The sequence below is a fragment of the Buttiauxella sp. AC038 genome, assembly GCF_979253565.1.
Genome location: NZ_CEEDCQ010000001.1, coordinates 2936811 through 2962911, shown reverse-complemented (window position 1 = coordinate 2962911; position 26101 = coordinate 2936811). Strand labels below are relative to the sequence as shown.

Genomic DNA, 26101 nt, shown 5'->3' with positions numbered 1-26101 from the left:
CGACACAATGAAACTAAAAACCACGCTGTTTGGGCAAGTTTATCAGTTCAAGGATGTTAAAGAAGTGCTGGCGAAAGCCAACGAATTACGTTCCGGCGATGTGCTGGCGGGCGTGTCTGCACACAGTTCACAGGAACGTGTGGCGGCAAAACAGGTGTTGTCTGAGATGACGGTTGCGGATATCCGTATGAACCCGGTTATCGCTTATGAAGATGACTGCGTGACGCGCATTATCCAGGACGACATCAACGAAACGTCCTATGCGCGGATTAAAAACTGGAGCATCAGCGAGCTGCGCGAGTACATCCTCAGCGATGAGACCAGCGTTGATGATATTGCCTTTTTACGTAAAGGCATCAGCTCCGAAGTGGTGGCAGCAGTGGCTAAAATCTGCTCGAACGCGGACTTGATCTATGGCGGCAAAAAAATGCCTGTCATCAAAAAAGCGAATACCACAATTGGCTTGCCGGGCACCTTTAGTGCACGCCTGCAACCGAACGATACGCGTGATGATGTGCGCAGTATCGAAGCTCAAATTTACGAAGGGCTGTGTTTTGGTGTGGGCGATGCGGTGATTGGCGTCAACCCGGTAACAGATGATGTAGGCAACTTAACCCGCGTACTCGACACCATTTACAGCGTTATCGACAAGTATTCGATTCCGACGCAAGGCTGCGTACTGGCGCACGTCACCACGCAAATTGAGGCTATCAAGCGCGGCGCACCCGGAGGGCTTATCTTCCAGAGTATTTGTGGCAGCGAGAAGGGGCTAAAAGAGTTCGGCGTTGAGCTAGCCATGCTGGATGAGGCTCGTGCGGTAGGGGCGGAGTTTAACCGCATCGCCGGGGAAAACTGCCTGTACTTCGAAACCGGGCAAGGTTCGGCACTTTCCGCCGGGGCAAACTTTGGTGCCGATCAGGTGACAATGGAAGCCAGAAATTACGGCCTGGCACGCCATTACGATCCTTTCATTGTCAACACCGTCGTCGGGTTTATCGGGCCGGAATACCTCTATAACGACCGGCAGATTATCCGTGCCGGGCTTGAAGACCACTTCATGGGCAAGTTAAGTGGCATCTCTATGGGTTGTGACTGCTGTTACACCAACCACGCCGATGCGGACCAGAATCTCAACGAGAATCTGATGATCCTGCTGGCAACCGCCGGATGTAATTACATCATGGGGATGCCGCTGGGTGACGACATCATGCTCAATTACCAGACCACGGCATTCCACGATACCGCTACTGTGCGCCAGCTTCTAAACCTGCGCCCTTCGCCGGAGTTTGAAGCGTGGCTGGAAACAATGGGATTGATGGCTAATGGCCGTTTAACGACCCGGGCTGGCGATCCGTCGCTGTTCTTCTGAAATCATTAGGGAAATCATCATGGACCAAAAACAGATTGAAGAAATTGTACGCAGCGTGCTGGAGAAAATGGAAACCCCAGCCAATGCCGTGCAGCCTGCGGTTGTTGCTTCCCCAACTACGCCAGCCGTAGCGCAAACCACAGAAGAGAGCTGTAGCGTCGATTTAGGTTCTAACGAGGCCAAAATGTGGATTGGCGTGCAGAACCCGCATCGCGCTGATGTGCTTGAAGAGTTGCGCCACAGCACGGTTGCGCGTGTATGCACCGGCCGTGCCGGGCCGCGCCCCGCACTCAGGCTTTGTTGCGCTTCTTAGCTGACCATTCACGCTCGAAAGATACCGTTCTTAAAGAAGTGCCCGCCGAATGGGTGCAGCAGCAAGGGTTGCTGGAGTTGCAATCAGAAATCAGCGACAAAAACCTCTACCTTACACGCCCGGATTTGGGGCGCCGCCTTAGCGCTAATGCCATCGAAATGCTGCGCACCAGTTGCAAACAGAACCCGGATGTTCAGGTAGTCATTTCCGACGGCCTTTCAACAGATGCTATCACCGCCAATTACGGCGAAATTTTGCCGCCGCTGCTGCAAGGGCTGGAACAATCCGGGCTGCATGTCGGTACACCGTTCTTTGTACGCTATGGGCGCGTGAAGATTGAAGATCAAATCGGCGAGCTACTGGGGGCGAAAGTGGTGATTTTGCTGGTGGGCGAACGCCCAGGGCTTGGGCAATCGGAAAGTTTGTCTTGCTACGCCGTTTACTCACCAAAAACTGCCACCACGGTGGAGGCCGACCGCACCTGTATCTCTAACATTCACCGGGGTGGTACACCGCCAGTAGAAGCGGCTGCCGTCATTGTCGAACTTGCTAAACGTATGCTGGCGCAGAAAGCGTCGGGCATCAACCTGACTCGTTAAAGGGAGCATTACCATGCCAGCTTTAGATTTGATTAAACCGAATGTGAAAGCGATGCGGGTTATCGCCAACGTCAATGAAGGGTTTGCCCGTGAGCTGAAACTGCCTGCCCATATTCGTAGCCTGGGTTTGATTACTGCTGATTCTGATGATGTAACCTATATTGCCGCCGACGAAGCGACTAAACAGGCACAGGTTGAAGTGGTGTTTGGGCGTTCGTTGTATGCTGGCGCCGCACACGGCCCGTCACCTACAGCCGGGGAAGTTCTGATTATGCTGGGTGGGCCAAACCCCGCGGAAGTGCGTGCCGGGCTGGATTCGATGTTTGCCACTATTGAACAGGGGCCTGCTTTTCAGTGGGCTAACGATGCGGAAGATACCGCATTTCTTGCTCATCTAATCTCCCGTACAGGCTCTTATCTTTCAACAACGGCAGGGATCTTGCTGGGAGACCCTATGGCTTACCTGGTTGCACCGCCGCTGGAAGCCACGTTTGGCATTGATGCTGCGTTGAAATCTGCTGATGTGCGCATTGTCACTTACGTGCCGCCACCGTCGGAAACCAACTACTCGGCAGCGTTTATGACGGGCAGTCAGGCCGCTTGTAAAGCCGCCTGTAACGCCTTTAGTGAAGCTGTGCTTGAGATAGCGCGTAATCCAATTCAGCGTGCATAGGGGGTAAACGATGAACTCACTCGGTTTGCTCGAAGTGTACGGCCTGGTCGCGGGGATTGATGCTGCGGATGCAATGCTAAAGGCAGCAAACGTGCGCTTATTGAACCACGAAGTACTCAATCCTGGAATGGTGACGTTGGTTGTTGAAGGGGATCTCGCGGCTTGTCGTGCAGCGCTGGATGCAGGTTCTGCTGCTGCCAGCCGCACCGGACGAGTAGTAAGCCGCAAGGAACTGGGCCGCCCTGATGAAGACATTGAGCGGTTGGTTTGTAGTTTTGGCCGTAAGCCCGCAGCCAAACGGGTGGCAGTCAAACCCATGGAAACACAAGCGTTACTCGATGCGCTGCAAACCCAGGAGCACGGCATGACGGCGGGTGAAGTCGCGGCACACTTTAACTGGCCGCTCGAAGAAGCCAGAACGCAACTTGAGGCTTTATTCCATGACGGAAAATTGCGTAAGCGTAGCAGCCGTTATCGTCTGAAGTCTGAGTAGTATCGCAAGGAGTCGCGTATGAGTAAGAAAATTAATACTGACTTACATCATCTGCGTAAAACGGAGTATGCGCGGGACGAAAAGGTGACACCTCTGATTGAAGATGATGTCATTCAACAGCGTGTGACAAAAGATGTCTATGAACATGCCTGCACCATCACTGCGTGGCAGCAACTTTACGATCAGCTCCAGCCTGGGCATTTTCAGGGTGAACTGACTGAGATGCTATTTGATGACATCCAAATGTTCCGTGAATACACCAGCCTTGCCCTTCGCCAGTCTTGCATGGTGTGGCCGAATGCCTTCTGGTTTGGCATTCCGGCCACGCATGGCGAAAAAGGGTTTATCGGTACTCAACTGTTGGGAAAAGAAGAGATCGCGGCCCGCCCCGGAGGGACGGAGTTTGAGCTTAGCACGCCAGATGAATACACTATTCTTGGCGTGGTAATTGCCAACGATGTGCTATTTCGTAATGCCGGATTGTTTCAGCAACCCGATGTTTTGTTTGAGCTTTTGCAAAATAACTCTGCGCTGGATGTGTGCCAGCAGAAAAAAGAGACAATCTGGCGTTTTATCAATGAAGCGCTGGCGCATGGCAGTCATGACCCTGAATGTATGCGCAACGAAAACGTGCGCAGAGTACTGACACATAATTTGCTCTCGGGGATGAGTGAACTACTGGAAAGTGCCCAGCCGGTAGCATCAGAACTGATGTCCCGTAAAATCAGCTACCAACGCCTGGTATCACAGGCACGTGACTGTGTGTTAAGTCGCACATCGGAACCGTTAACGGTACTAGAGCTGTGCAATGAGTTACACGTTAGCCGCCGTACTTTGCAAAATGGTTTCCATGCAGTGCTGGGTATCGGGCCGAACGCATGGCTTAAAACACTCCGTTTAAATGCAGTTCGCCGGGAATTGATAAGCCCGTGGTCTAACTGGAATACGGTGAAGGACGCGGCGATGCATTGGGGCTTTTGGCACCTCGGACAGTTCGCCACTGACTATCAACGCTTGTTCCTGGAAAAGCCTTCTGAGACATTGCATTTGCGTGGTCGTGAATGGCAGTGATAGAAGGAATTAATCTTGGATGACGCTGCGCTAACCCGAAACCGTTTCCAGATACAAGGTGGATTAGCGCAAGCGATATCCAATTTTCATTGTGTAAAAATTAGCGTATTCGGACGAATAAAATATTTCGAACAATAAATAGCATAAATGATTCGTGAAATATGAAGATCAGTAAAATCATTAGATCATAAAGAGTTACAGCAACCCAATACGTTTTAAAATGTGATAAATATCACATTTTGCCATATAAACTGGCCTGCAATCTTAAAGTTGCTATGAGATTATCGACGATTGTTGTTCAAAAAATAGACTTATGAAGGAATCTCTTATGCACCACCGTTCATTGCTCATCGCCACGCTTTTAATTACTGCCACTCAATTTTCCTATGCCGGTGTAATCAACCCAGACTGCACCGTATCTAAAGCGGCAAAAAGCACCGCGATGAAAGCGACTGTCGGCGTAGGCGGCCGTTGTGATGCAAAAGAAACCGTAAAAGACCAGACACCTGATGCGGTGAAAAATGGTGTTTCTGATGTGAAGCAGACAAAATCGAACGTTCAAAGCGTGGGTCATAATGTCTCTAATACTGTCGACGTAATTAAAAATAACTAGCGTAATAATTAAATTGGGCATTCTGGCGTATGCTTAGAATGCCAAAATTTCTGAACATTTCGATAAATTCTAATTACCTTTCTCCTCGCAAATATCTAATTATCATCGTCAGAGCCATTATTCTCGCTGAGACTCACGAGCGCATTTCTGCTAACGTCAGAAAAACTAAAGACATCAGGAGGTCGTATGCGCCAGAGAGTTATCGTTTGTCCAATTATTGAAAATAACGGTGAAGTACTGCTGTGTAAGATGGCAGACGATCGCGGAGTGTTTCCCGGGCAATGGGCGTTATCCGGCGGCGGGATGGAGCCGGGTGAACAAATGGAAGAGGCGTTGCTACGAGAAATTCGTGAAGAGTTGGGCGTTGAACTCCAGATAATCACCATTAAGCCCTGGACCTTTGCCGGCGACGTGCGAGTAAAGACCTATGCTGATGGCAGCAAAGAAGAAATCTACATGATTTATCTGTTGTTTGACTGCGTGAGCGCCAATCGCCATGTCACGTTTAACGAAGAATTTCAGGAGATCGCCTGGGTTAAACATTCAGAACTGGGCAACTATGATTTGAATGAAGCGACACGAGCGACCTTCAGCAAAAAAGGCTGGCTTTGATCTCTATTGTACAGCTCCGAAATTAAGGAACCCGATGCGTAAAGTCCTCATCTGGCTGATTCTCACTGCGCTTTGTGTCGGGGCGTGGTGGTCTATGCTCTGCATCAGCAGTATGAGGAACAAAGCGCTGAGTTCCGTATTTTGTATCGCGATATCACGGTCAAACTTGCGCAAAACGATGTCATTCTCGCCTTGCTTTCAAACAGTAGCGACCCGGCCTTAGTGCAGAAGAAATTCACCACAAGGTTCTTTGTTAATTGATTTATCCCGGGCTTCTTATTATTGGGCGGCGGAATACCGGTGAAAGTTGATAACCAAACCATCTGTGCCATTGGTATTGGCGGTGCACCAGGCGGCCATTTGCATCAGCAATGTGCCGTTGATGCGCTAGAGGCAAATAAAGCAGCCCTCAACGCATCCTGATATCGAGTTTCATGACGTTGTAGGCGTATTGTGGCGTGCAACGTCATGCGTAAATCCACTTGTGCAACATATTCTTCTTTGCCCCTGTTGAGATTATTTGTCAAAATAATGTATTCAGCGTCAAATACTTTGCGTATTACACGGACGTTTTTTATACATTGATGAGAAGTAAGGGAGTTAAAATGAAGTATATATTCGCGCTTATGTTGAGTCTGACATTATCCGGATGCACCGCGAGCGATTGGGTCGATGCTGCTGGTGGAATAATGCAGGCTACTGATAAAAGTGAAAAAGATTCAAGAAATAAGCGCATAAAAGCGGCTAACAAAGCTGCGGGTTATTAAGATTTAAACAAACTGTAAAAGTGGATTAAGTCATTCCTCTTCTGAACGTATTGAGTAAGAAGAGGAATGATCTTTTACTGACTAAATACTCCCTTAGCTCTCGCCTCCTGGCACGAGATATAGCCATAATGCTTTCGGTTTCCATTCTTATCGAAAGCGACATAGAAAGGCATTGTCTCTGTATCTTTTTTTAGTCTGTAGTTAATGCAAGTTCCGTTGATTTCTGGAACATTCATCTCACTATCTGGTTCCCCTCCTGCAGCAATAACCGTACTTTTTGTCGCGCTATTTGCGTATGTTGCTTGCACCACAGGTTCATTATCAAACTTCATAAAGCTAAAACTACAGGCGCTTAATAAAGGCACAATTATAAAAAGTATATAGCGCATTAAATATCCTTCCGTAGATGAAATCTACCACTAAAGTAATGTAATTAAACCGGGCAATTATTGCCGTTTAAATTCATCTGCTCATATATTTTGCTCATATGGGAAACGTATTTCTCATATCTCTGAGCAACAATTGACTGACTACAACATTATCGCAAAAAGAGAAGACGAGAGCGATAAGACAAACGTTGCCTGGCTTAGGTTATATCCATGTTTTTTGTAATGACAAGTGCTGGTAGTCTTCGTATTATACGATGTCTAAAATTAAAGCATACGAATAATCTCATAACTATCATTGTGTTAATAACATTTTATGCGCGAGGAATCATGAAGCTCAAACTAGTCACAGGCCTGTTTTTGATGGCTGCTGTGGGTAATGCCTATAGTGAGACACTAATGTCTAATGGTCAGCCCATATCAGTTAATTTAAGCAACAAAGGTACGGCAAGTATCTCAAACTGTGCTGAATACGTTGCGTTGAGAAAGGAGGGCGGGACGGTCAACGATTACCCAGGTCTTTCTGACCCGGATTTCAGGGAGGCGCAGGATGCACTGAAAAATTGTTATCTGGATGCATATGCCAATGACAATGGTTTAAAGGAAGTTACGCCTTCATTGACGACTTTATCTGTAGCAAACGTTGTTGAACATTTTCCAGCTCAAGCTGCCCTGGCGATAAGTGATGAAGAAGTTGCAAAACTGAAAAAGAACTTTATCGGCAAGACAATTATTGATACTGCGCCAGATTTAAAATCCGACGGTGGGCGCATGATTTCTACAAAAACGGATAGCGGCTACATGGTTTGGAATCGTCGGGCTTTCGAAGATAGTGCCGGGAAGATGTATTCATTTATAACTTTATCTTCTTTCCCACTCTCCGGTACATATGCATCTTTAAGGACATATCAGATATTGTCAGAACAAGAAAAAGTTTGGACGATTAAAGAAGTGACTGAAAATAGTCCACTATAAAATGGGAAAAGGCGCTATCAAGCGCCTTTGAAAGTTGAGAGTTCATCTTCAATGCTTCGAATGGAGCTCATGGGGCTATGCACTGGCAATACGTGATAAGCACGAACCCGCCTTATGCGGTTCTGCTCGAGAGTGACAGTTTTATAAAAGTGAAATTATTTCAATTGGATACAAAAGTTGATTTCAATCTACTCGTGAGTATTTCATTTCGCTGACAATCCCTCTTTGTGGCTTTTTTTATGGAAGGGAAAGTGAAGAATTTTAATTTCAGATTCAGCGGGTCTGGCCTGGTATTAATCGTGATTGCCTGTACCGTAATATTATCTGGATGTGTTAAACGTCAACCAAGCACCCCTTTGTTGCAGCCTCTAGAATGGCGTGCCTGCCCACAGGTTCAATATCCAGCCAGGGCACATGCAACGAAACAAGAAGGTATTGTTCATGCCGTAATGCATGTCGATTCTGGCGGGAAAGTTACTTCAGTGGACACATCAGGTGATGAGTTATTTTTCCGTGAGACTGTAAACGCACTTAAACGGTGCAAGTTTCCTGAAGGAACGGCAGCACAAGTCTGGAGAACGGTGACATTTAAACTGCAAGGCGGTGCTTCAATTGAATACCCATCACCTAAAGAAGTGGATGATTTATTAGGTGATCTTTCATCGAGCGAAGATCATAACAAATTAAATAGTGAGGTTGGGAGTTACGCTGGCGAGATTAAAACGGCAATAGAGAGCAAGTTTTATGATCACGTTTCATTTAATGGAATGACCTGCTATGTCCGAGTTAATCTGGCACCTGATGGCTTACTCATGGTAATCAGAGCAGAGCGTGGTGACGCTTCTTTGTGCCAGGCCGCCCTAAAGGCAGCCAGTCAGGCTCATATACCAGCACCACCAAATAAGGCTATATATGAAGTTTTCAAAAATGCGCCATTAGATTTCAAACCATAAGATTTAAACAAACTATAAAAGTGGATTAAGTCATTCCTCTTCTGAACGTGTTGGGTAAGAAGAGGAATATTGATGAAGTTAATTGCGTCTGAAAAGCTGATTATTTTTCATATAAGCGTTCGAGCTTGAAGCACTGCGCTCCTTTATATAAGCACTCATCATAAATACGGTAACCGATATGTTGAGCAACGCGAATTGAAGCCGGGTGATGCTTCACAATAAGGCACACGGTTTTGGATGGCGAAAACGAATCGACATACCAATGGTGTGCGGCATCGGCAGCCTCTTTTGCAATCCCGCAGCCCTGGGCCGCGCGCGTAATGACCCATGAAGCTTCAGCGCACTTATCAAACGCTTCATCAACGTTGCGATGAAAATTAGCCAGCCCCGTTTCCCCTAAAAAAACACCATCAGATTTTTGGAAGATGGAGAAGATCCCGAATCCAAATGTTGACCAGTGCCCGATGTTTCTCAAAATACGATTCCATCCTTCTTCCGGTGTAAACCCTGGAGAATTGGTCACATGGAAAATTTCAGGGTCCGCATACATGGGCAACCACACATCAAAATCTGCAATGGTTTGAGGACGTAAAATTAATCTTTCCGTTTCAATGATTGTCATTAATTTATCTTTTACGTTTTTATCCAAAAAAACAGGGCTTTCTAGTCTAAAAAGTAATCCCATCTCGCTTTCATTACCCAGCCTCGACGTTCTGAGTAAAGGGCTAAAAGCATGACTTCTAGCCTGGGGGTAAACTCATTCAGCAGCCGTTTCACCAGGCATACTTTTCAAAGCTTCAAGATCAATCTCAGCATCGTTTGTTTCCAGCAGTTGCGTTAACAAAAGAAGGTTATTGAATTCATTTAAAAGTATCTCAGCGTCAGTCTTCAGGGGAGTATCAGCCGCATCTAAAGCTGCATTGATTGCTTTTCTGACGTTCTCAAGCATTTCATTCATACCGCCATTTTTACCAATGGTCAGTAACAATGCTCCTATAAGCAAAGATTGAGCTTCGACTTTTGCCGCCAGTTGCTTGGCTTCGGCATCCATTTTAGAAATTTTTGCTATCACACCCAGTATCAAGTTTTTCATTAAAGCCCCATTTCTAGCCAGATAACCCCTAAACAAAATAAGGGTGAGATTTATTTGATGAAAATGAAAATAGCCTAAGTTGTGACTGTGCACCACTCCGCCGGGTGAACATCATGTGCCTGACGTTTATTAGAATGCGCATGTATGCATTGGCGATGAACATCATCGTGCTCACTGGAGCTACCAATCGCATAAATCGGTATTCTCTATACATCTTTTACTTTCTATCACCTAAGCTTTCTTATTCCAGTTAAATTCTCTTAATTTCATTGGGTTAAATAGCTCATTTCACCGCCTGCAAGACTTTCAGCAGGGTCTATCCTTAGTTAAGACGCCTAAAAATAGCGCATTTCGTGAATACCCCTGTTATCAGGATGTTGTATTGATAATAGTTATCATTAACATAGGGTATTGGCCTTTGGGCGGCAAAACATAAAGAGGTGAACTATGGATGTGCAAACCGGTAGCTTCGATCCCAGTGAGTTTGCCTGGAAGGGACTGACGTTAACCCCTGATGCTGTGGCTCATATTCGCAAACTGGCCAGCCAGCAGCCGGATTTCCTCGGTGTACGTTTGGGCATTAAACAGACCGGGTGCGCGGGTTTCGGCTATGTGCTGGATACCGTCAAAGAGCCTAAATCTGACGACCTCCTATTTGAAACGGACGGTGCAAAGCTGTGGGTGCCACTTTCAGCAATGCCGTTCATCGACGGAACGGAAGTCGATTATGTGCGCGAAGGATTAAACGAAATATTCAAATTCAACAACCCGAAAGCACAGCACGAATGCGGCTGTGGTGAAAGCTTTGGGGTGTAGGCGGGATTATGTCACGTAATACTGAAACGTCTGAAGAAGTGCAAACCTGGGCGGGTGGCCACTCTTATAAAGAAGGCTTTTTCACCCAGTTGAAAACCGACGAAATGGCTCACGGCATCAATGAGGATGTGGTGCGGGCAATCTCTGCGCGGCGTAATGAGCCTGAGTGGATGCTTGAGTTTCGTCTGAGTGCATATCGCGCCTGGGTTGAGATGGAAGAGCCGCACTGGCTGAAGGCCCATTACGATAAGCTGAACTATCAGGATTACAGCTACTACTCGGCACCGTCGTGCGGCAGTTGCGATGATAATTGTGAATCGCAACCCGGCGCGGTCCAGAAGCCTGGTAGCAACGCTTATCTGACCGGTGAAGTGGAAGAGGCATTTAAACAGCTCGGTGTTCCGGTGCGTGAAGGCTCGAATATCGCCATGGATGCGATTTTTGACTCTGTTTCTGTGGCGACCACGTACCGTGAAAAACTCTCTGAACAGGGCATTATTTTCTGCTCTTTTGGCGAGGCCATTCATGAATTTCCGGAGCTGGTGCAGAAATATCTTGGCACCGTCGTGCCGAGTAACGATAACTTTTTTGCGGCCCTCAACGCAGCAGTGGCATCCGACGGGACGTTTATTTATGTGCCGAAAGGTGTGCGTTGCCCGATGGAACTGTCCACCTATTTCCGTATCAACGCTGAGAAAACAGGCCAGTTCGAACGTACCATTTTAGTGGCCGACGAAGGCAGTTACGTCAGCTATATCGAAGGGTGCTCGGCACCGGTGCGCGACAGCTACCAGCTTCACGCCGCAGTGGTGGAAGTCATCATCCATAAAGATGCTGAAGTGAAATATTCCACGGTGCAAAACTGGTTCCCGGGCGACGGCAACACTGGCGGCATTCTGAACTTCGTGACCAAACGCGCCTTGTGCGAAGGGGCGAACAGCAAAATGTCCTGGACGCAGTCTGAAACCGGCTCGGCGATCACCTGGAAATACCCAAGTGTGATTCTGCGCGGCGATAACTCGATTGGTGAGTTCTTCTCGGTGGCACTGACGGCAGGGAATCAACAGGCCGATACCGGCACCAAGATGATTCATATTGGTAAAAACACCCGCTCGACCATTATCTCGAAAGGGATCTCCGCCGGGCACAGCCAGAACAGCTATCGCGGCCTGGTGAAAATTATGCCAACGGCGACAAATGCCCGTAACTTCACCCAGTGCGATTCCATGCTTATTGGGCCGGACAGCGGCGCGCATACTTTCCCGTATGTTGAATGCCGCAACAACACCGCCCAGCTTGAGCACGAAGCAACTACATCGCGCATTGGTGAAGACCAGCTGTTCTATTGCCTGCAACGTGGGATAGCCCAGGACGATGCCATTTCAATGATCGTCAACGGGTTCTGTAAAGACGTGTTCTCAGAGTTGCCGCTCGAATTCGCGGTGGAAGCACAAAAACTATTAGCGATTAGCCTTGAGCACAGTGTTGGTTAAGGATTAAGGGAAAATTATGCTGAGCATTAAAGATTTACAGGTAAGCGTTGAGGACAAAGAGATCCTGCGCGGTTTGAGCCTTGAAGTGAAACCCGGCGAAGTGCACGCCATTATGGGGCCGAATGGCTCAGGGAAAAGTACGCTTTCCGCAACGCTTGCCGGGCGTGATGACTATGAAGTCACCGGGGGTGAGGTTCATTTTAAAGGCAAAGACCTGCTGGAATTATCACCTGAAGATCGCGCAGGCGAAGGCATCTTTATGGCGTTTCAATACCCGGTGGAAATTCCCGGCGTTAGCAACCAGTTCTTCTTGCAAACCGCGCTGAATGCGGTGCGAGAGTATCGAGGCCTTGAAGAACTCGACCGTTTTGATTTTCAGGATTTGATGGAAGAGAAGATCAAACTGCTGAAAATGCCGGAAGATTTGCTGACTCGTTCGGTGAACGTGGGTTTCTCTGGCGGTGAGAAAAAACGCAACGATATTTTGCAGATGGCGGTTCTTGAACCTGAACTTTGCATTCTTGATGAGACCGACTCCGGGCTGGACATTGACGCCTTAAAAATCGTGGCGGAAGGGGTTAACTCCCTGCGTGATGGCAACCGTTCGTTCATTATCGTTACTCACTACCAGCGTATTCTTGATTACATCAAGCCTGATTTTGTTCATGTGTTGTATCAGGGGAAAATTGTGAAATCGGGTGATTTCAGTCTGGTGAAACAACTGGAGGAGCAGGGTTATGGCTGGCTTACCGAACAGCAGTAACGGCAACGCCCTGCAACAGTGGCACCACCTGTTTGAAACGCAGGGCGAGAAACGCAGCAAAGAAGCTCAGGAACATATGCAGCAAATGCTGCGCCTGGGTCTGCCGACTCGTAAACATGAGAACTGGAAATACACCCCGCTTGATGGGCTGCTCAATAACCAGTTTGTCTTGCCTGCACCAGAGGCATTAACTGAGATTCAACGCGATGCGCTGGCGTTGTCAGTGGATGCGTGGCGGCTGGTGTTTGTCGACGGGCGCTACAGTGCGCAATTGAGTGACGACTTAACCCAAAGTGGTTTTGAGGTGACGGTTGACGAAGCGCGCGACTCGCTACCGGCGGCAGTGCAGGGCGAAGTGTTCTTGCATTTGACTGAAAGCCTGGCTGAAACGGTGACCCACATTCGCGTGGCGCGTAATCACAGCCCGACGAAACCACTGTTGCTGATGCACATTAGCCGGGGCAGTGAGCAGGGCGAGATGAATACCGCTCATTATCGCCACCACTTGTCGCTTGGCGAAGGTGCTAAGGCAACGGTGATTGAGCATTACGTCAGCCTCGATGAGCACGCCCATTTTACCGGGGCGCGTTTTACGGCTGAAGTTGGTGCAAACAGCCAGTTGCATCACGACAAAATGGCTTTTGAAAATGCTCAAAGCTACCACTTTGCCCATAATGATTTAATCGTTGGTCAGGATGCGACAGTTGAAAGCAACAGCTTCTTGCTGGGGGCTGCGGTATTACGCCACAACACCAGTTCGCAATTAAACGGCGAGAACACACAACTGCATATGAACAGCCTGGCGTTGCCAATCAACAACGAAGTGTGCGACACCCGCACCTGGCTTGAACATAACAAGGGCTACTGTAATAGCCGCCAGTTACATAAAACTATCGTGCGTGACAAAGGTCGTGCGGTATTTAACGGTATGATCAAAGTGGCGCAGCACGCGATTAAAACCGACGGGCAGATGACCAACAATAACCTGCTGCTGGGGCGACTTGCGGAAGTGGACACCAAGCCGCAACTGGAAATCTACGCCGATGATGTGAAATGCAGCCACGGTGCCACGATTGGCCGTATTGACGACGAACAGATGTTCTATCTGCGCTCACGTGGGATCAAAGAACAAGCCGCACTTCAGATGATTATTTTTGCCTTTGCCGCGCAGCTTACGGAAAGCATCAGTGACGGGGCATTAAAACAGCAGGTGCTGGAGCGTATCGGCCAGCGCTTTGCAGGAGGCGTTGCATGAGTTTTTCCATCGAACGGGTGCGTGATGATTTCCCGATTCTGAGCCGGGAAGTGAATGGGCAGCCGCTGGTCTATTTAGACAGTGCTGCCAGTGCGCAAAAACCACAGGCGGTGATTAATGCCGAACTGGATTTTTACAGCCATGGTTACGCGGCGGTGCATCGCGGTATCCACACGCTGAGTGCAGAAGCCACCCAGCTGATGGAGAACGTGCGTAATCAGGTTGCAGGCTTCATTAATGCACGAACCCCGGAAGAAATTGTCTTTGTTCGCGGGACAACCGAAGGGATTAATCTGGTTGCTAATAGCTGGGGGCGCGCCAATATCCAGTCCGGGGATAACATCATTATTTCCGCGATGGAGCATCACGCCAATATCGTGCCATGGCAAATGCTCTGCGAGCAGACGGGCGCTACGCTGCGCGTTATTCCGCTCAATCAAGATGGCACCTTGCAGCTTGATGTGTTCCCGACGTTGATTGATGAGCGCACAAAACTGTTAGCGATTACCCAGGTTTCCAATGTGCTCGGCACCGAAAACCCGGTACGTGAAATGATTGCTACCGCGCATCAGGCAGGCGTGAAAGTGCTGGTGGATGGCGCCCAGGCGATTATGCACCACGCCATTGACGTGCAGGCGATGGATTGCGATTTCTATCTTTTCTCCGGCCACAAAATTTATGGGCCGACCGGGATTGGTGTGCTGTATGCGCGCGAGGAGATCCTACAAAACATGCCACCGTGGGAAGGGGGCGGGTCGATGATCGCAAGCGTTAGTCTGACAGAAGGCACCACGTATGCCGCAGCGCCGTGGCGTTTCGAGGCTGGCACACCTAATACTGCCGGGATTATCGGGCTGGGAGCGGCTCTACGCTACGTGGAGAGCCTGAATCTTGCCGAGGTCAGTGAGTATGAGTACTCGCTAATGCGCTACGCTCAGCAGGCACTACAGGCGGTTCCTGATTTGACCATCTATGGCCCTGAACATCGTCTTGGGGTTATCGCCTTTAATCTTGGTAAGCATCATGCTTATGACGTGGGCAGCTTCCTTGATAACTACGGCATTGCAGTGCGCACCGGCCACCATTGTGCGATGCCGCTGATGGCGTTCTACAAAGTGCCAGCAATGTGCCGCGCTTCATTTGCTATGTACAACACCGAAGAAGAAGTCGACCGCCTGGTGGCAGGTTTACAGCGCATTCATCGCCTTCTGGGCTAACAGGGAGAAAGCCATGGCTACGTTGCCAGATAAAGATAAATTGCTGAAAAACTTCAGCCGCTGTAGCAACTGGGAAGAGAAATATCTCTATATTATTGAGCTGGGTGCGCGCCTTCCTGAATTAGCGCAAGCTGAACACAAGCCAGAAAATATCATTCAGGGCTGCCAGAGTCAGGTATGGATTGTGATGCATCAGCAACCCGATGGCGTGATTACCCTTGAGGGTGACAGCGACGCTGCTATCGTCAAAGGCCTGATTGCTATCGTGTTTATTCTCTACCAACAGATGACTTCGCAGGATATTGTCGCGTTTGATGTTCGCCCGTGGTTTGAGAAACTTGAACTGGCTCAACATCTTACGCCGTCTCGCTCTCAAGGGCTTGAAGCAATGATCCGTGCTATTCGCACCAAATCCGCCAATCTTAGCTAAACTCAAAGAACAGCTTTCATCCTGTTAACGCGAGGTAATTCTATTACCTCGCATGGCTTTCAGCATTCCGGCATTCAGCCGGTGAATACAGGAATTCAGTATGAAACGCGCGTTCTCTCAAATAACATTACTTTTGATTAGCGCCCTGGCGGCAAGCCAGTCGGCGTGGGCTGTCGATTATTTACTCCCGCCGCCGGGTAGCCGGATAATCGGCGAAAACCAGACTTATATCGTGCCTGATGATGGTAAAAACCTTGAAGCGGTTGCCGCGAAATATAATACCGGCGTGTTATTACTGCTTGAGGCAAACAATACGGTCGATCCCTTCCTGCCAAAAGCGGGCAGTGAGATAACGATTCCATCGCAAATGATCCTGCCAGATACGCCGCGAGAGGGGATTGTTATTAACCTTGCTGAGTTACGGCTCTATTACTACCCGCCAGGACAGAATCGTGTTGAGGTTTATCCATTGGGTATTGGTCAACTGGGGCGTGAAACCCCCGTGATGGTGACCCGTATCAGCCAAAAGATCCCAAATCCAACCTGGACACCAACTGCTAACATTCGTGCGCGTTCCGCAGCGCAGGGTATTACGCTGCCTGCTGTCGTGCCTGCGGGGCCAAATAACCCGTTGGGTCGCTATGCTTTACGTCTTGAGCAGGGCGGTGGTGAATACCTGATTCATGGCACTAATGCGCGTAATAGCATCGGTTTGCGGGTGAGTTCGGGTTGTATGCGCATGCGAGCACCCGATATTAAGGCACTGTTTAGCCAGGTGGCCTGGGGTACGAGAGTGCAAATTATCAACGAACCGGTGAAATTCAGCACTGAGCCTGATGGCAGGCGCTATGTGGAAGTGCATCAACCGCTGTCGCGTAACGACTGGGAAAACCCACAAACCGTCCCGATTGCGATTTCAGCTTCGTTTGGGTCGTTTATCGACAGCCCCATGAGTGACAAGGCGCAGGTCGATAGTGCTATCTCGAGAAGGTCGGGTTATCCGGTGCTGGTGAACGCGCCGCAGGGTGTGCCGTCGCAACCGGTCAATATCACGCCGATACAGAGCGTCAGGACGACGACAGGCAGTGCGCCAGTAACAAGTAGTGGTGCAAGTGTGATAAGTGGCCAAAGCAGCGTGGTGATGAATTAGAGGGGTATTTCGAGTTGCAGGAATTTCAGGCAAAAAAATGGCGCACAATGTGCGCCATTTTAATACAAGTACTCTTACTTACGGTAAGAGTGAGCTTGGTTGTCCAGACGCTGGTTAGCGCGTGCTGCGTCGTCTTTAGCAGCTTGAACGTCAGAACGCATTGCGTTCACGTCGTTGCTCAGCTGATCAACTTTAGCGTTCAGAGTCTGAACGTCAGAAGACAGTTGATCAATTTTAGCGTTAGAAGAACAACCTGCCAGCATAGTAGAAGCCAGGATTACCGCGCCCAGTACCAGTTTAGTACGATTCATTATTAATACCCTCTAGATTGAGTTAATCTCCATGTAGCGTTACAAGTATTACACAAAGTTTTTTATCTTGAGAATAAATTTTTGATGGGAATGCACTTAAATTTGATCGTTCGCTCAAAGAAACACCGAACCGGGGCTAAAAACTAAAAAAAATAGAAAAAACAGAGGATTTTAATCGGATTCATCTTACTAAATTGCGACTTAAATAGAGCAAGCCGATTTGCTTTTTAGTGCAAATTGTCTATTTAACCGAATAAAAAAAGCGCCCGAAGGCGCTTTTTAAGCAAATTATTCGTTCACAGGAAATTTACAGTACGTGAACAGACGCAGTATTGGTGGTGCCACTTGGTACCAGAGCACCAGAAACCATCACTACGATGTCGCCTTTACGAGCCAGGCCGCTTTCCAGTGCAACTTCTTTACCCAGACGGTAGAAATCATCAGTAGATGCGATTTCTTTAACCAGCTGAGGAATAACGCCTTTGCTCAGAACTAACTGACGAGCAGTCACTTCGTTGGTGGTCAGAGCCAGGATGGTTGCGTTAGGGAAGTATTTGCGCACAGCTTTAGCAGATTTACCGCCTTGAGTCGCAACAACAACAACTGGAGCATCCAGTTTTTCTGCAGTTTCTACTGCACCACGGCAAACTGCTTCAGTAATACGCAGTTTACGGCTGTCTTGATTGTTATCCAGACGGCTGGTCATCACGCGGTCAGTACGCTCACAGATGGTAGCCATGATGGTCACAGCTTCCAGTGGGTATTTACCTTTAGCAGACTCACCAGACAGCATTACTGCGTCGGTGCCGTCGATGATGGCGTTAGCAACGTCACCAGCTTCTGCACGGGTAGGGCGTGGGTTTTTGATCATGGAGTCGAGCATCTGAGTTGCAGTGATTACAACTTTACGAGCGCGAACACATTTCTCGATCATCATCTTCTGAGCGAAGATAACTTCTTCAACTGGGATTTCAACGCCCAGGTCACCACGAGCAACCATGATGCCGTCAGAAGCTTCGAGGATTTCGTCGAAGTTGTTCAGGCCTTCCTGGTTTTCGATTTTGGAGATGATCTGGATGTTTTCGCCGCCATGAGCTTTTAAGTGCTCACGGATTTCAACAACGTCAGAACGTTTACGGATAAAGGACGCAGCAACGAAGTCAACGCCTTGCTCGCAACCGAAGACCAGGTCTTGCTTGTCTTTTTCAGCCAGTGCTGGCAGAGCGATAGAAACACCTGGCAGGTTAACGCCTTTATTTTCGCCCAGGTCGCCGTTGTTCAGTACTTTACAAACAACGTTTTTGCCTTCAATTGCAGTCACTTCCATACCGATCAGACCATCGTCTACCAGTACGGTGTTGCCCACGCTCAGGTCGCTGGTGAAACCTTCGTAAGTTACAGCAACGATATCGCTGTTACCCACAACAGTTTTGTCAGTGGTGAAAGTAAAGGTCTGGCCCGCTTTCAGGGAAACGTCGTTGCCGCCTTCCAGTTTGATTGTGCGGATTTCAGGGCCTTTGGTGTCCAGCAGGATAGCTGCTTTCTTACCAGACTTTTCCATCACGTTGCGCAGGTTCTTGATACGCTGACCGTGTTCTTCGTAGTCACCGTGGGAGAAGTTCAGACGCATAACGTTCATGCCAGCATCAAGCATTTTGCTCAGCATTTCTTCGGATTCGGTTTTTGGACCGATGGTGCAAACAATTTTAGTCTTTTTCATGACAGTCTTATCTGTAAGTTGAGAAGGATTGTGAAAATTCGGTTCCGGTCGATACGGGCGCCGGAGCGCAAACTAAAGCTGGTATTGTTCATGTGCCACCCGGTAAGGATAGGTGACAGAAATAAAGCGTGCAGAGGAAAGTGTGCTTGCGGTTCAGCCTGCCGGGGATATTGATTGCTTTCTATTGTATTAGGACAGTTCAATGCGCTGAAACCATTCAAGTCAAGACGCGCACATTATAGAGGTAACTTGCACCGAAAGGAATTGAAAACGCTGTTTCAAATTCAGAATGCGCATAAATACAGCGAGGTGTTATCGGTGGGTTGCAAAAACATGAATTAAATTGGTAGGCAAAAACGTAGGAAGCGGTTTTTTTCTTATAAGAAAACTTACTTAAAATATATTTGTATAATATAATATTTTTTTGAATGAGTTAATCAGCACCCAAACAGCCCTCCTCATTCACTGTTTTTATTAAATGAAGAAAACAATTAATGATTAAGTTTATGGTTCCTGCTGTCATCGCAGTTGCTTTTTTTGTTGCTTGTGGGAATGCCCCGGCGAAACGGATTGCGCAATGTGAGAACCACGGCAACAGTGACGGCGTTTGTGCTGCGCAAGAATGGGATTTTTCCATGGAAAGCCCATTCCCCGATAACGACCTATCAACACTTGCAAGCCGCGTTACCGCTCAGAAGTAAGCCGGCACGCGGGTTTCTTACAGCCTCCATGCATCCTTGGCGAATTTGTGAAAATATCGCTTACGGCATACGAGCGATGTTCTCACCCGCCCGACGTGCGGTTGCAGGCAAAATACTTGCCGTAGCCACATAGCCATCGGGATCGAGACAGCGATCCCGCTCCAGCGCCTGGTCAATAATTTCGGCATCCCAGTAAATTTTCTTACGCTGATCGCCCTGAGTAGTCAGCGTCGCTTCCATTACGCCGTCAACCGCGCGGTATTTCCGCCAGCTCCCCGCAGGCACTGAGATCACCGAGCCTTCTTCCGCCACAATCGTCACTTCTTCACCTGGTCGATTCCACGTGATTTCCAGCGTCCCTTTAAACACCATTAGCACCTGAACATCCGGGCAGGAATGCAGCCCAACACGATGTTGGTCCTGAATGCGCAACCACTCAACAGAGAAACCATGTGGGTTAATAATCGGCGGCGTGTTATGTAAGTCCTGCGAAATTCCGTAGCCAATCACCGGTGCGATTTCGCCACCGTGGCCCGGCAGAACGGAATCCAGCAGTGCATTTGCCGACCATGTCCGCTGCTCGCCAGTCACAGCACGCTGGCTCATTTCCTCTATTGAATAATCGCGCAACGCGGCGATATGCTCCTCGCCCAGCGGCTTTAACAAGTCAGCTTCATCAGGGGTTTTACCCCCCGTCTCGACATCAATCAGCATATTGTCGCGGCTCAGATACAGGCCGTATTCGCGAGCCGCGTCGAGAATCGACGGATGCCAGATAATCCCGCCAGTGTTATTGCCGCCCAACACGGTGAACACCATACCGCAGGTATCCGTTGGGCTGACGTTGGTAAAGCCACGGAAAATCCACGTTGGTATCGACAAAATAGCAGGAGCGCTAAATTCTGCCTGATGTTCACCGTTAGCGCCCCAGCGGAAACGCCAGCTTCCTTCATGAATCAAAAACACTTCGGCGGTGAAATGCAGATGCAGATTGTTGGTCACGCCTTTTGGCATCGCCGCCGCACCGATATTAAAGCCGTGCGGCTCGGGAATATTCACCACCTGTGAAGCCGACTGCGTCACGCCTGGGCCAATAAATGAATAGTTTTGCTTGAGGTGCGAACCCGGCAGCTTGCAGTCGATAAATGCCACGCTACAGGAAACGCGATCTTCAGGGCGTACCAGGCGGCGTTGGGCTTCTTCCTGGGTCAGAGTGATGGTTTGCATAATGTTCTCCATTAATATCCAGATGCGCCACTAGCTGGCGGGGTTTCACCTCGTGCGGCGGCGATGGCAATGCGCGAAGCACTGCCGAGTTGCATGACGTCATTTGCCGGGGTGACAAAGTTAAAGCCTTGCGCAATTCGATTCGCGGCTGCCTCCCCGGAAGTGCAAAAAATTCCGGCGAGCTTGTTGTGGGCGCGACAGCGACCAAGCACTAACTCAATAGCCGCCAGCATTTCCGGGTGCTGCGACTCAGCACTCGCGCTGCCCGTGAGTGTTAAAGAAAGGTCGTTCGGCCCGATAAACACGCCGTCCAGCCCGTCGATATCCAGAATCGCATCGAGGTTTTGCAGGCCATCGCGGGTTTCAATCATTGCCAGCGTCAGGATCTCTTCATTGGCATACTGCGGGTAATCTTTACCGCCGTATAAAAGGGCGCGCGCCGGGCCAAAAGAGCGGTTACCGAGCGGTGGGTAGCGGCAGGCTGAGACAAACTGCTGCGCTTGTTCTGCCGTCGAAATCATCGGGCAGATAATTCCCCAGGCACCAGCATCAAGCAGGCGCATAATTTGTGCCGGTTCGTTAGTGTTCACACGCGCCAGCGGAGTGGCAGGCGTCGCGGAAATCGCCTGAAGCATCGACAACGCGCTGGCGAAATCAATCATGCCATGCTGCATATCGACGGTGACCGAATCATAGCCCTGATGGCCGATTATCTCGGCGCTATAGCCTGAAGGGATCGCCAGCCAGCCGTTAATAATCGGTTGCTGCTGACGAAAGGCCGCTTTGAGCGGATTTTTTCTCATGATGCTGACTCCTGTATCCAGTTGCGCATGGCGATTGCCACTAATTGCGGCGACTCAAGGGGGAGGAAATGGCCGCTTTCCGGTAGCGTTAACCAGCGGGATTGCGGAGCGGTGGCAACAACCGCTTGATGATGTTGTGGGGTACAAATAGCGTCATAAGCGCCGTTGATAATCAGAATCGGCGAGTTAAAAGCTGCCAACGCTGCACGACGATCATCGCGGGAAATCGCCACTTCTGTTTGTCTTGCAAAAACGTCGATACCGCATTCTTCCGCCATCTGAACTATCGTTTGGTGAAGTGCCGCATCATCCAGACGATGCGGCGCAACATACTTCGCCCACAAATTTTTAGTGAGCCACGATGTGATCCCAAGGCTTGCGGCTTCCTTTATTGCTGCCCGGCGCGTGGCCGCATTTTCCGGCAAATCCCGCAGCGGATTGACAGACAACAATGCCAGCCCGGCAATTCGCTGCGGTGCCAGCGCCACCATTTCCAGCGCGACCATCGCGCCAAGGGAAAATCCCGCCAGGCAAAAACGCGGTGGTAGCACGTCAAGTAATCGCTGAGCCAGCGCGTGAGTGGAATTGCCGTCGTTCAGCGTGACGCAGCTATAATGCGCGACATTTAGCTGCTCGATGAGCGGCTGCCATAGCCGCCCGTTGCACAGCGTTCCGCCTAGCAGAATCAGTGGCGCGTCATGATTTTCCAGCAAAGGAGAAGTATTCATGTTGCTGTCCACCCGCCATCGACCATTAATGCCGTGCCGGTAATTAGGGCGGAAGCAGGCGAGGCGAGAAACACCACCGGCCCCATCACATCTTCCAGCGTTCCCAGCCGTTTCAGCTTGATGTTATCCAGCACATAGCGACTGAACGCCGGGTCCGCGAGATTCTCGCGCGACAGCTCGGTTTCGATAAGCGTCGGGCACAAGGTATTCACCCTAATCCCTGATTCGCCCAACTCCAGTGCCATCGTTTTAGTCAAACCCTCAAGGGCAAACTTAGAGGCACAATACACGCTGCGCTGTGGCCCGCCGACATGGCCCATCTGCGAAGAAATATGAATGATGGAACCGGCTACCTGGCGCAGCTTCATACTGCGGGCAACTTGCTGACTCACAAAGAAAGTGGCCCGCAAATTCAGCGCCATCACCGCATCAAAATTTTCTTCACTCACTTCAAGGAAGGGTTGATGGCGCGCAAGCCCGGCGCTGTTCACCAGAATGTCGAAGCCCGGCAACTCCATCAGCGTTTTGCCAACCTGCGTGGTATCGGTAATATCCAGCGCCACGCTGTTTAATTGCAGGCCTTCTGCGGCGGCGCTTTTGACCGCCTCGTCAAGCTGTTCGGGCTGGCGGGCGATAATCCACACCTGCGCCCCAGCTCGCGCAAGAGCTATGGCCGCCGCAAAACCGATACCACGGGAACCGCCAGTCACTAAAGCCCGGTGATTATCGAGTCGAAATTCCGGTGTGTGAGGAAGCGCCATCATTACGACGCCTTCTCGATATCCACTGCCGGAACGCTACCAGCGTATGGCACATCCTGGTTGCCATAGCGACGTACGCGAATATTGGCTTGTTCCGCATGGCCGGAAAAACCTTCCAACTGGCACAGGCGCGAGCAGTAGCTGCCAATTTCCGTGGAAGCTTCATCACTGAGCACTTTCTGCCAGGTGCAGGTTTTCATGAATTTGCCGACCCACAGTCCGCCGGTATAACGCGCGGCTTTTTGCGTTGGCAAAGTGTGGTTGGTGCCGATAACTTTATCGCCGTAAGCGACGTTGGTGCGCGGCCCCAGGAACAGAGCGCCAAAGTTGGTCATATTGGCGAGGAACCAGTCATCGCGGTTAGTCATCACCTGCACATGTTCGGAGGCGATGCGGTCGGCTTCCTGCAACATCTCTTCGTAGCTGTCGCAGACAATCACTTCGCCGTAGTCGCGCCACGCCTGGCGGGCAATTTCTGCGGTTGGCAGTTGAGTCAGCAGTCGTTCGACTTCACGCATCGTTTCCTGCGCCAGTTTTAGCGAGTTGGTGAGCAAAATCGCAGGCGTGGTTACACCGTGTTCGGCCTGGCCGAGCAGGTCGGTGGCGCACATTTCGGCATCTACCGTTTCGTCGGCAATCACCAGCGTTTCCGTTGGCCCGGCGAACAAGTCGATTCCCACGCGACCAAACAGCTGGCGTTTGGCTTCTGCTACAAAAGCGTTACCCGGGCCAACCAGCATATCAACAGGCGCAATAGTGTCGGTGCCGAGGGCCATCGCGCCAATCGCCTGAATCCCGCCGAGTGCGTAGATCTCGGTTGCGCCTGCCATCGCCTGTGCGGCAACAATCGCCGGGGCAGGGCGACCATTAAACGGCGGCGCGCAGCTAATAATGCGTGAACAACCGGCGACATTGGCGGTAATAATCGACATATGCGCGGAGGCTAATAGCGGATATTTACCACCAGGTACATAACAGCCGACCGCATTAATCGGAATGTTTTTGTGGCCAAGAATAACGCCGGGGCGCGTTTCAATTTCAAGATCGGTCAGGCAACCTTTTTGCGCCGTGGCGAAATTGAAAACTTGCTGCTGGGCAAATTCAATATCTTTAATATCCTGACGGCTTAATTGTTTAATGCAGGCATTAATTTCACTTTGCGATAAACGGTAATCCTGGCGGTCGTAATTATCGAACTTAATGGATAGCTCACGAATTGCTTCGTTACCGCGTTGCTCAATATCGGCCAGCGTATTTTCAACCACAATACTGATTTGTTTATTGGCCTGCTGACGTTCAGATAAAGACTTACTGGTTTTTAAATATTGCGCCATGACGCTCTCCTTTGATTTTTAATGCGTGTTTATCCCGCCCGGCATCGCGGGTGAATGGGGTGAATCGGATTAAATAAATGACTACGGGTTAAATTTACTGGCTGGTTTTTATTGGCATATTCCTGTGCCGATGAAACTTTCGGTAGACTCTTTTGCGCCGCTTTAATCTGGCGCTGCTCCACACTGCGTGCCGCCATCGGTGTGAGGAAAGCTGCAATCACGCACAGCGCGCCAATCATCAGATACCCGGAAGACAAGTTAATGTGTTGCAACATCAAACCCATTGCGACCGGGCCGACAAACATGCCGACAGAATAAATGGTCTGGAATAAGCCCATGCGCGTTGATTGTTCATCCTCAACCGTATTCACCACGCTTAAAGACATAAACACGGCGAACGCCATACCAAACGAGAAGCCCGCCATCGCCTGTAAGAAATAGATCAGGTACATATTGCTGGTGAAAGGAATGCCGATACTGGAAATCACTTGCAGGATAATGCCGATAACGGCGGTTTTCACCAGCCCGAGGCGTTTATAAAACACCGAACTACACATCGCTATCGCCAGCGCGTAGAAAATCAGATGAATATTGCTGAGCAAGGTCAAAATACCTGCTTTTGCGCCGAGCTGCTGTGCGTAAATTGGCGTTAGCGTGTCGCGTGTGGCGAAAGGCACCAGGATGACAATGGTGGCCAGCAGGCCAATAAACCATACGGAAGAGTCCGCGAGCTGGCGCTTCGCACTATTGATACAGGCTTTAAGTGTGGGTGCGCGGGCAGCATCGTGAAATTCTTTAATGCGAAACGTCAGAATCAATGCCAGTAGCGCCGAGACGCTTGAGACAAAATAACCGATGTTCTTGTCAAAAAAGTGGATTAACGCGCCACCAATACAGTTGCCGAGGAATACCCCTAATGGCCCGGCAAGTGCCAGTAATGCCACAGCGGCAGGCGCATCTTTTTTATCAAAATAGCGAATAAACAGGATGTTATATAAAACCCATGTCGCCGCAGTGAATCCATCGGCGGCTTTCGCCAGGTATAACGTCATGGCGGTGGGTTCCAGGTAGGCTATCGGCCAGGTCACCATCGGTAGCAGCAGGCTGAACTGGATAAATATTTTTCGGCTCTTTACCACATCCGACAAAATGCCAATCGGGAAACGGATAAACAACGTGGCTAACCCACTGGCGCCCATAATCATTCCCACCACTTCTGGCTGCATTCCTTCGCTGATTAACATCGGGGCGAGGAAGGCATCAATACTGTGGATGCAAATGAAGAACAACACGCTAATGGTAAAAAAAAGTCTGACTTCGGAACGACTAAAGAGTGCACGAAACATGTGGTGAACCTCTTAAATATTAATGGGTTATAACCAATCAAGTACGGCATTAACCGGTGCAGTCCTTTGTCGCTCATTTGCGTCACCGGTAAAACTGACGGCGTATTTTTTGTTTTCTGCATACGTATT

The 26101-nt window shown here is 49.5% G+C and carries 29 protein-coding genes and 4 pseudogenes; 21 read left to right on the top strand and 12 right to left on the bottom strand.

Annotated elements, in window-relative coordinates:
* Positions 1-7: 7 nt before the first annotated feature.
* The 10 genes and pseudogenes from AC0IXI_RS14035 (at position 8) to AC0IXI_RS13990 (ending at position 6510) form a co-directional block, all read left to right on the top strand.
* Complete coding sequence (locus AC0IXI_RS14035) at positions 8-1369, top strand: ethanolamine ammonia-lyase subunit EutB (protein WP_471682624.1); 1362 nt, start codon at positions 8-10, stop codon at positions 1367-1369.
* Positions 1370-1388: 19 nt separating this feature from the next.
* Positions 1389-2281: pseudogene (gene eutC / locus AC0IXI_RS14030) on the top strand (ethanolamine ammonia-lyase subunit EutC).
* A 13-nt stretch (positions 2282-2294) separates the two neighbouring features.
* Complete coding sequence (eutL, locus tag AC0IXI_RS14025) at positions 2295-2954, top strand: ethanolamine utilization microcompartment protein EutL (protein WP_471682623.1); 660 nt, start codon at positions 2295-2297, stop codon at positions 2952-2954.
* A 10-nt stretch (positions 2955-2964) separates the two neighbouring features.
* The gene (eutK, locus tag AC0IXI_RS14020) at positions 2965-3447 is read left to right on the top strand and encodes an ethanolamine utilization microcompartment protein EutK (protein WP_471682622.1); all 483 of its coding nucleotides are present in this window, start codon (positions 2965-2967) and stop codon (positions 3445-3447) included.
* An 18-nt stretch (positions 3448-3465) separates the two neighbouring features.
* On the top strand, positions 3466-4518 hold the full coding sequence (eutR, locus tag AC0IXI_RS14015) for an HTH-type transcriptional regulator EutR (protein WP_134183065.1): 1053 nt from the start codon (positions 3466-3468) through the stop codon (positions 4516-4518).
* 328 nt (positions 4519-4846) lie between these two features.
* Positions 4847-5131, top strand: a complete 285-nt coding sequence (locus tag AC0IXI_RS14010) for a hypothetical protein (RefSeq protein WP_471682621.1) — start codon at positions 4847-4849, stop codon at positions 5129-5131.
* Positions 5132-5317: 186 nt separating this feature from the next.
* On the top strand, positions 5318-5743 hold the full coding sequence (gene nudI / locus AC0IXI_RS14005) for a nucleoside triphosphatase NudI (protein ID WP_471682620.1): 426 nt from the start codon (positions 5318-5320) through the stop codon (positions 5741-5743).
* Positions 5744-5830: 87 nt separating this feature from the next.
* The gene (locus AC0IXI_RS14000) at positions 5831-6004 is read left to right on the top strand and encodes a hypothetical protein (protein ID WP_157092093.1); all 174 of its coding nucleotides are present in this window, start codon (positions 5831-5833) and stop codon (positions 6002-6004) included.
* Positions 6005-6007: 3 nt separating this feature from the next.
* Positions 6008-6166: pseudogene (locus AC0IXI_RS13995) on the top strand (heme-binding protein); the annotation flags it as partial.
* Positions 6167-6348: 182 nt separating this feature from the next.
* The gene (locus AC0IXI_RS13990; RefSeq protein WP_167351106.1) at positions 6349-6510 is read left to right on the top strand and encodes a hypothetical protein; all 162 of its coding nucleotides are present in this window, start codon (positions 6349-6351) and stop codon (positions 6508-6510) included.
* A gap of 74 nt (positions 6511-6584) precedes the next feature.
* Here the strand turns inward: AC0IXI_RS13990 and AC0IXI_RS13985 are convergent, their stop codons facing one another.
* Positions 6585-6899 (bottom strand): hypothetical protein, encoded by a 315-nt coding sequence (locus AC0IXI_RS13985; protein ID WP_064518344.1) that lies wholly within the window; start codon positions 6897-6899, stop codon positions 6585-6587.
* A gap of 327 nt (positions 6900-7226) precedes the next feature.
* On the opposite strand from AC0IXI_RS13985, the gene AC0IXI_RS13980 reads away from it, so the two are divergent.
* From AC0IXI_RS13980 to tolA, 3 genes and pseudogenes are all read left to right on the top strand, one after another.
* Positions 7227-7871 carry a hypothetical protein gene (locus tag AC0IXI_RS13980; RefSeq protein WP_422568773.1) on the top strand — a complete coding sequence of 215 codons (645 nt, stop codon included), beginning with the start codon at positions 7227-7229 and terminating at the stop codon, positions 7869-7871.
* Positions 7872-8110: 239 nt separating this feature from the next.
* Positions 8111-8449: pseudogene (locus AC0IXI_RS13975) on the top strand (energy transducer TonB); the annotation flags it as partial.
* A 57-nt stretch (positions 8450-8506) separates the two neighbouring features.
* A pseudogene (tolA, locus tag AC0IXI_RS13970) lies at positions 8507-8824 on the top strand (cell envelope integrity protein TolA); the annotation flags it as partial.
* Between the two features lie 100 nt (positions 8825-8924).
* Here the strand turns inward: tolA and AC0IXI_RS13965 are convergent.
* Together AC0IXI_RS13965 and iraP are read right to left on the bottom strand one after the other, a co-directional pair.
* Positions 8925-9509, bottom strand: a complete 585-nt coding sequence (locus AC0IXI_RS13965; protein ID WP_083962966.1) for a GNAT family N-acetyltransferase — start codon at positions 9507-9509, stop codon at positions 8925-8927.
* 72 nt (positions 9510-9581) lie between these two features.
* On the bottom strand, positions 9582-9917 hold the full coding sequence (iraP, locus tag AC0IXI_RS13960) for an anti-adapter protein IraP (RefSeq protein WP_064518350.1): 336 nt from the start codon (positions 9915-9917) through the stop codon (positions 9582-9584).
* Between the two features lie 447 nt (positions 9918-10364).
* Between iraP and sufA the strand changes: the two genes are divergently transcribed.
* From sufA to ldtE, 7 genes are all read left to right on the top strand, one after another.
* Positions 10365-10733, top strand: a complete 369-nt coding sequence (sufA, locus tag AC0IXI_RS13955) for a Fe-S cluster assembly scaffold SufA (protein ID WP_064518352.1) — start codon at positions 10365-10367, stop codon at positions 10731-10733.
* An 8-nt stretch (positions 10734-10741) separates the two neighbouring features.
* The gene (sufB, locus tag AC0IXI_RS13950) at positions 10742-12226 is read left to right on the top strand and encodes a Fe-S cluster assembly protein SufB (RefSeq protein WP_064518354.1); all 1485 of its coding nucleotides are present in this window, start codon (positions 10742-10744) and stop codon (positions 12224-12226) included.
* A 16-nt stretch (positions 12227-12242) separates the two neighbouring features.
* Entirely contained in the window at positions 12243-12989 is a 747-nt protein-coding gene (gene sufC / locus AC0IXI_RS13945) for a Fe-S cluster assembly ATPase SufC (RefSeq protein WP_064518357.1), read from the top strand.
* Positions 12964-14244, top strand: a complete 1281-nt coding sequence (gene sufD, locus AC0IXI_RS13940; protein ID WP_471682619.1) for a Fe-S cluster assembly protein SufD — start codon at positions 12964-12966, stop codon at positions 14242-14244. Before sufC ends, sufD begins: the two co-directional genes overlap by 26 nt.
* Positions 14241-15461, top strand: a complete 1221-nt coding sequence (gene sufS, locus AC0IXI_RS13935; protein ID WP_471682618.1) for a cysteine desulfurase SufS — start codon at positions 14241-14243, stop codon at positions 15459-15461. The genes sufD and sufS overlap by 4 nt, the downstream gene beginning before the upstream one ends.
* A gap of 13 nt (positions 15462-15474) precedes the next feature.
* Positions 15475-15891, top strand: a complete 417-nt coding sequence (gene sufE / locus AC0IXI_RS13930; RefSeq protein ID WP_064518364.1) for a cysteine desulfuration protein SufE — start codon at positions 15475-15477, stop codon at positions 15889-15891.
* A gap of 100 nt (positions 15892-15991) precedes the next feature.
* Positions 15992-17041, top strand: coding sequence for a L,D-transpeptidase LdtE (gene ldtE / locus AC0IXI_RS13925; RefSeq protein WP_471682617.1), 1050 nt, complete (start codon positions 15992-15994; stop codon positions 17039-17041).
* A gap of 74 nt (positions 17042-17115) precedes the next feature.
* Here ldtE and AC0IXI_RS13920 read toward each other — a convergent pair whose 3' ends face one another.
* The 3 genes from AC0IXI_RS13920 to ynhH all read right to left on the bottom strand — a co-directional run bounded on the left by AC0IXI_RS13920 (position 17116) and on the right by ynhH (position 19275).
* Positions 17116-17352, bottom strand: a complete 237-nt coding sequence (locus tag AC0IXI_RS13920; RefSeq protein ID WP_034455915.1) for a major outer membrane lipoprotein — start codon at positions 17350-17352, stop codon at positions 17116-17118.
* Between the two features lie 307 nt (positions 17353-17659).
* Positions 17660-19072, bottom strand: coding sequence for a pyruvate kinase PykF (pykF, locus tag AC0IXI_RS13915; RefSeq protein WP_064518368.1), 1413 nt, complete (start codon positions 19070-19072; stop codon positions 17660-17662).
* Entirely contained in the window at positions 19069-19275 is a 207-nt protein-coding gene (ynhH, locus tag AC0IXI_RS13910; RefSeq protein ID WP_422568769.1) for a protein YnhH, read from the bottom strand. The genes pykF and ynhH overlap by 4 nt, the downstream gene beginning before the upstream one ends.
* A 291-nt stretch (positions 19276-19566) precedes the next feature.
* Between ynhH and AC0IXI_RS13905 the strand changes: the two genes are divergently transcribed.
* On the top strand, positions 19567-19773 hold the full coding sequence (locus AC0IXI_RS13905; RefSeq protein ID WP_064518370.1) for a hypothetical protein: 207 nt from the start codon (positions 19567-19569) through the stop codon (positions 19771-19773).
* Between the two features lie 60 nt (positions 19774-19833).
* On the opposite strand, the gene AC0IXI_RS13900 is transcribed toward AC0IXI_RS13905, so the two are convergent.
* The 6 genes from AC0IXI_RS13900 to AC0IXI_RS13875 are packed head-to-tail and all read right to left on the bottom strand — an operon-like array spanning position 19834 to position 25972.
* Positions 19834-21000 (bottom strand): cupin domain-containing protein, encoded by a 1167-nt coding sequence (locus AC0IXI_RS13900; protein ID WP_471682616.1) that lies wholly within the window; start codon positions 20998-21000, stop codon positions 19834-19836.
* 11 nt (positions 21001-21011) lie between these two features.
* Positions 21012-21803 (bottom strand): HpcH/HpaI aldolase family protein, encoded by a 792-nt coding sequence (locus AC0IXI_RS13895; RefSeq protein ID WP_064518372.1) that lies wholly within the window; start codon positions 21801-21803, stop codon positions 21012-21014.
* Positions 21800-22531 carry an alpha/beta fold hydrolase gene (locus AC0IXI_RS13890; protein ID WP_422568766.1) on the bottom strand — a complete coding sequence of 244 codons (732 nt, stop codon included), beginning with the start codon at positions 22529-22531 and terminating at the stop codon, positions 21800-21802. The genes AC0IXI_RS13895 and AC0IXI_RS13890 overlap by 4 nt, the downstream gene beginning before the upstream one ends.
* Positions 22528-23295 (bottom strand): SDR family NAD(P)-dependent oxidoreductase, encoded by a 768-nt coding sequence (locus AC0IXI_RS13885; protein WP_471682615.1) that lies wholly within the window; start codon positions 23293-23295, stop codon positions 22528-22530. The genes AC0IXI_RS13890 and AC0IXI_RS13885 overlap by 4 nt, the downstream gene beginning before the upstream one ends.
* Entirely contained in the window at positions 23295-24626 is a 1332-nt protein-coding gene (gene hisD, locus AC0IXI_RS13880; RefSeq protein WP_064518375.1) for a histidinol dehydrogenase, read from the bottom strand. Before hisD ends, AC0IXI_RS13885 begins: the two co-directional genes overlap by 1 nt.
* Positions 24627-24655: 29 nt before the next feature.
* On the bottom strand, positions 24656-25972 hold the full coding sequence (locus AC0IXI_RS13875) for an MFS transporter (RefSeq protein WP_471682614.1): 1317 nt from the start codon (positions 25970-25972) through the stop codon (positions 24656-24658).
* Positions 25973-26101: the final 129 nt, after the last annotated feature.

Bases quoted from the DNA above. Each gene is read 5' to 3' on its own strand.
- eutR (WP_134183065.1), top strand. From the start codon at position 3,466: ATGAGTAAGAAAATTAATACTGACTTACATCATCTGCGTAAAACGGAG.
- iraP (WP_064518350.1), bottom strand. From the start codon at position 9,917: ATGAAAAACTTGATACTGGGTGTGATAGCAAAAATTTCTAAAATGGAT.
- sufS (WP_471682618.1), top strand. From the start codon at position 14,241: ATGAGTTTTTCCATCGAACGGGTGCGTGATGATTTCCCGATTCTGAGC.
- sufB (WP_064518354.1), top strand. From the start codon at position 10,742: ATGTCACGTAATACTGAAACGTCTGAAGAAGTGCAAACCTGGGCGGGT.
- AC0IXI_RS13990 (WP_167351106.1), top strand. From the start codon at position 6,349: ATGAAGTATATATTCGCGCTTATGTTGAGTCTGACATTATCCGGATGC.
- sufA (WP_064518352.1), top strand. From the start codon at position 10,365: ATGGATGTGCAAACCGGTAGCTTCGATCCCAGTGAGTTTGCCTGGAAG.
- AC0IXI_RS13875 (WP_471682614.1), bottom strand. From the start codon at position 25,972: ATGTTTCGTGCACTCTTTAGTCGTTCCGAAGTCAGACTTTTTTTTACC.
- sufE (WP_064518364.1), top strand. From the start codon at position 15,475: ATGGCTACGTTGCCAGATAAAGATAAATTGCTGAAAAACTTCAGCCGC.
- hisD (WP_064518375.1), bottom strand. From the start codon at position 24,626: ATGGCGCAATATTTAAAAACCAGTAAGTCTTTATCTGAACGTCAGCAG.
- pykF (WP_064518368.1), bottom strand. From the start codon at position 19,072: ATGAAAAAGACTAAAATTGTTTGCACCATCGGTCCAAAAACCGAATCC.
- nudI (WP_471682620.1), top strand. From the start codon at position 5,318: ATGCGCCAGAGAGTTATCGTTTGTCCAATTATTGAAAATAACGGTGAA.
- AC0IXI_RS14010 (WP_471682621.1), top strand. From the start codon at position 4,847: ATGCACCACCGTTCATTGCTCATCGCCACGCTTTTAATTACTGCCACT.
- AC0IXI_RS13900 (WP_471682616.1), bottom strand. From the start codon at position 21,000: ATGCAAACCATCACTCTGACCCAGGAAGAAGCCCAACGCCGCCTGGTA.
- sufC (WP_064518357.1), top strand. From the start codon at position 12,243: ATGCTGAGCATTAAAGATTTACAGGTAAGCGTTGAGGACAAAGAGATC.
- ldtE (WP_471682617.1), top strand. From the start codon at position 15,992: ATGAAACGCGCGTTCTCTCAAATAACATTACTTTTGATTAGCGCCCTG.
- AC0IXI_RS13965 (WP_083962966.1), bottom strand. From the start codon at position 9,509: ATGGGATTACTTTTTAGACTAGAAAGCCCTGTTTTTTTGGATAAAAAC.
- AC0IXI_RS14035 (WP_471682624.1), top strand. From the start codon at position 8: ATGAAACTAAAAACCACGCTGTTTGGGCAAGTTTATCAGTTCAAGGAT.
- AC0IXI_RS13895 (WP_064518372.1), bottom strand. From the start codon at position 21,803: ATGAGAAAAAATCCGCTCAAAGCGGCCTTTCGTCAGCAGCAACCGATT.
- eutL (WP_471682623.1), top strand. From the start codon at position 2,295: ATGCCAGCTTTAGATTTGATTAAACCGAATGTGAAAGCGATGCGGGTT.
- AC0IXI_RS13920 (WP_034455915.1), bottom strand. From the start codon at position 17,352: ATGAATCGTACTAAACTGGTACTGGGCGCGGTAATCCTGGCTTCTACT.
- AC0IXI_RS13985 (WP_064518344.1), bottom strand. From the start codon at position 6,899: ATGCGCTATATACTTTTTATAATTGTGCCTTTATTAAGCGCCTGTAGT.
- AC0IXI_RS13885 (WP_471682615.1), bottom strand. From the start codon at position 23,295: ATGATGGCGCTTCCTCACACACCGGAATTTCGACTCGATAATCACCGG.
- AC0IXI_RS13980 (WP_422568773.1), top strand. From the start codon at position 7,227: ATGAAGCTCAAACTAGTCACAGGCCTGTTTTTGATGGCTGCTGTGGGT.
- eutK (WP_471682622.1), top strand. From the start codon at position 2,965: ATGAACTCACTCGGTTTGCTCGAAGTGTACGGCCTGGTCGCGGGGATT.
- AC0IXI_RS13905 (WP_064518370.1), top strand. From the start codon at position 19,567: ATGATTAAGTTTATGGTTCCTGCTGTCATCGCAGTTGCTTTTTTTGTT.
- AC0IXI_RS13890 (WP_422568766.1), bottom strand. From the start codon at position 22,531: ATGAATACTTCTCCTTTGCTGGAAAATCATGACGCGCCACTGATTCTG.
- sufD (WP_471682619.1), top strand. From the start codon at position 12,964: ATGGCTGGCTTACCGAACAGCAGTAACGGCAACGCCCTGCAACAGTGG.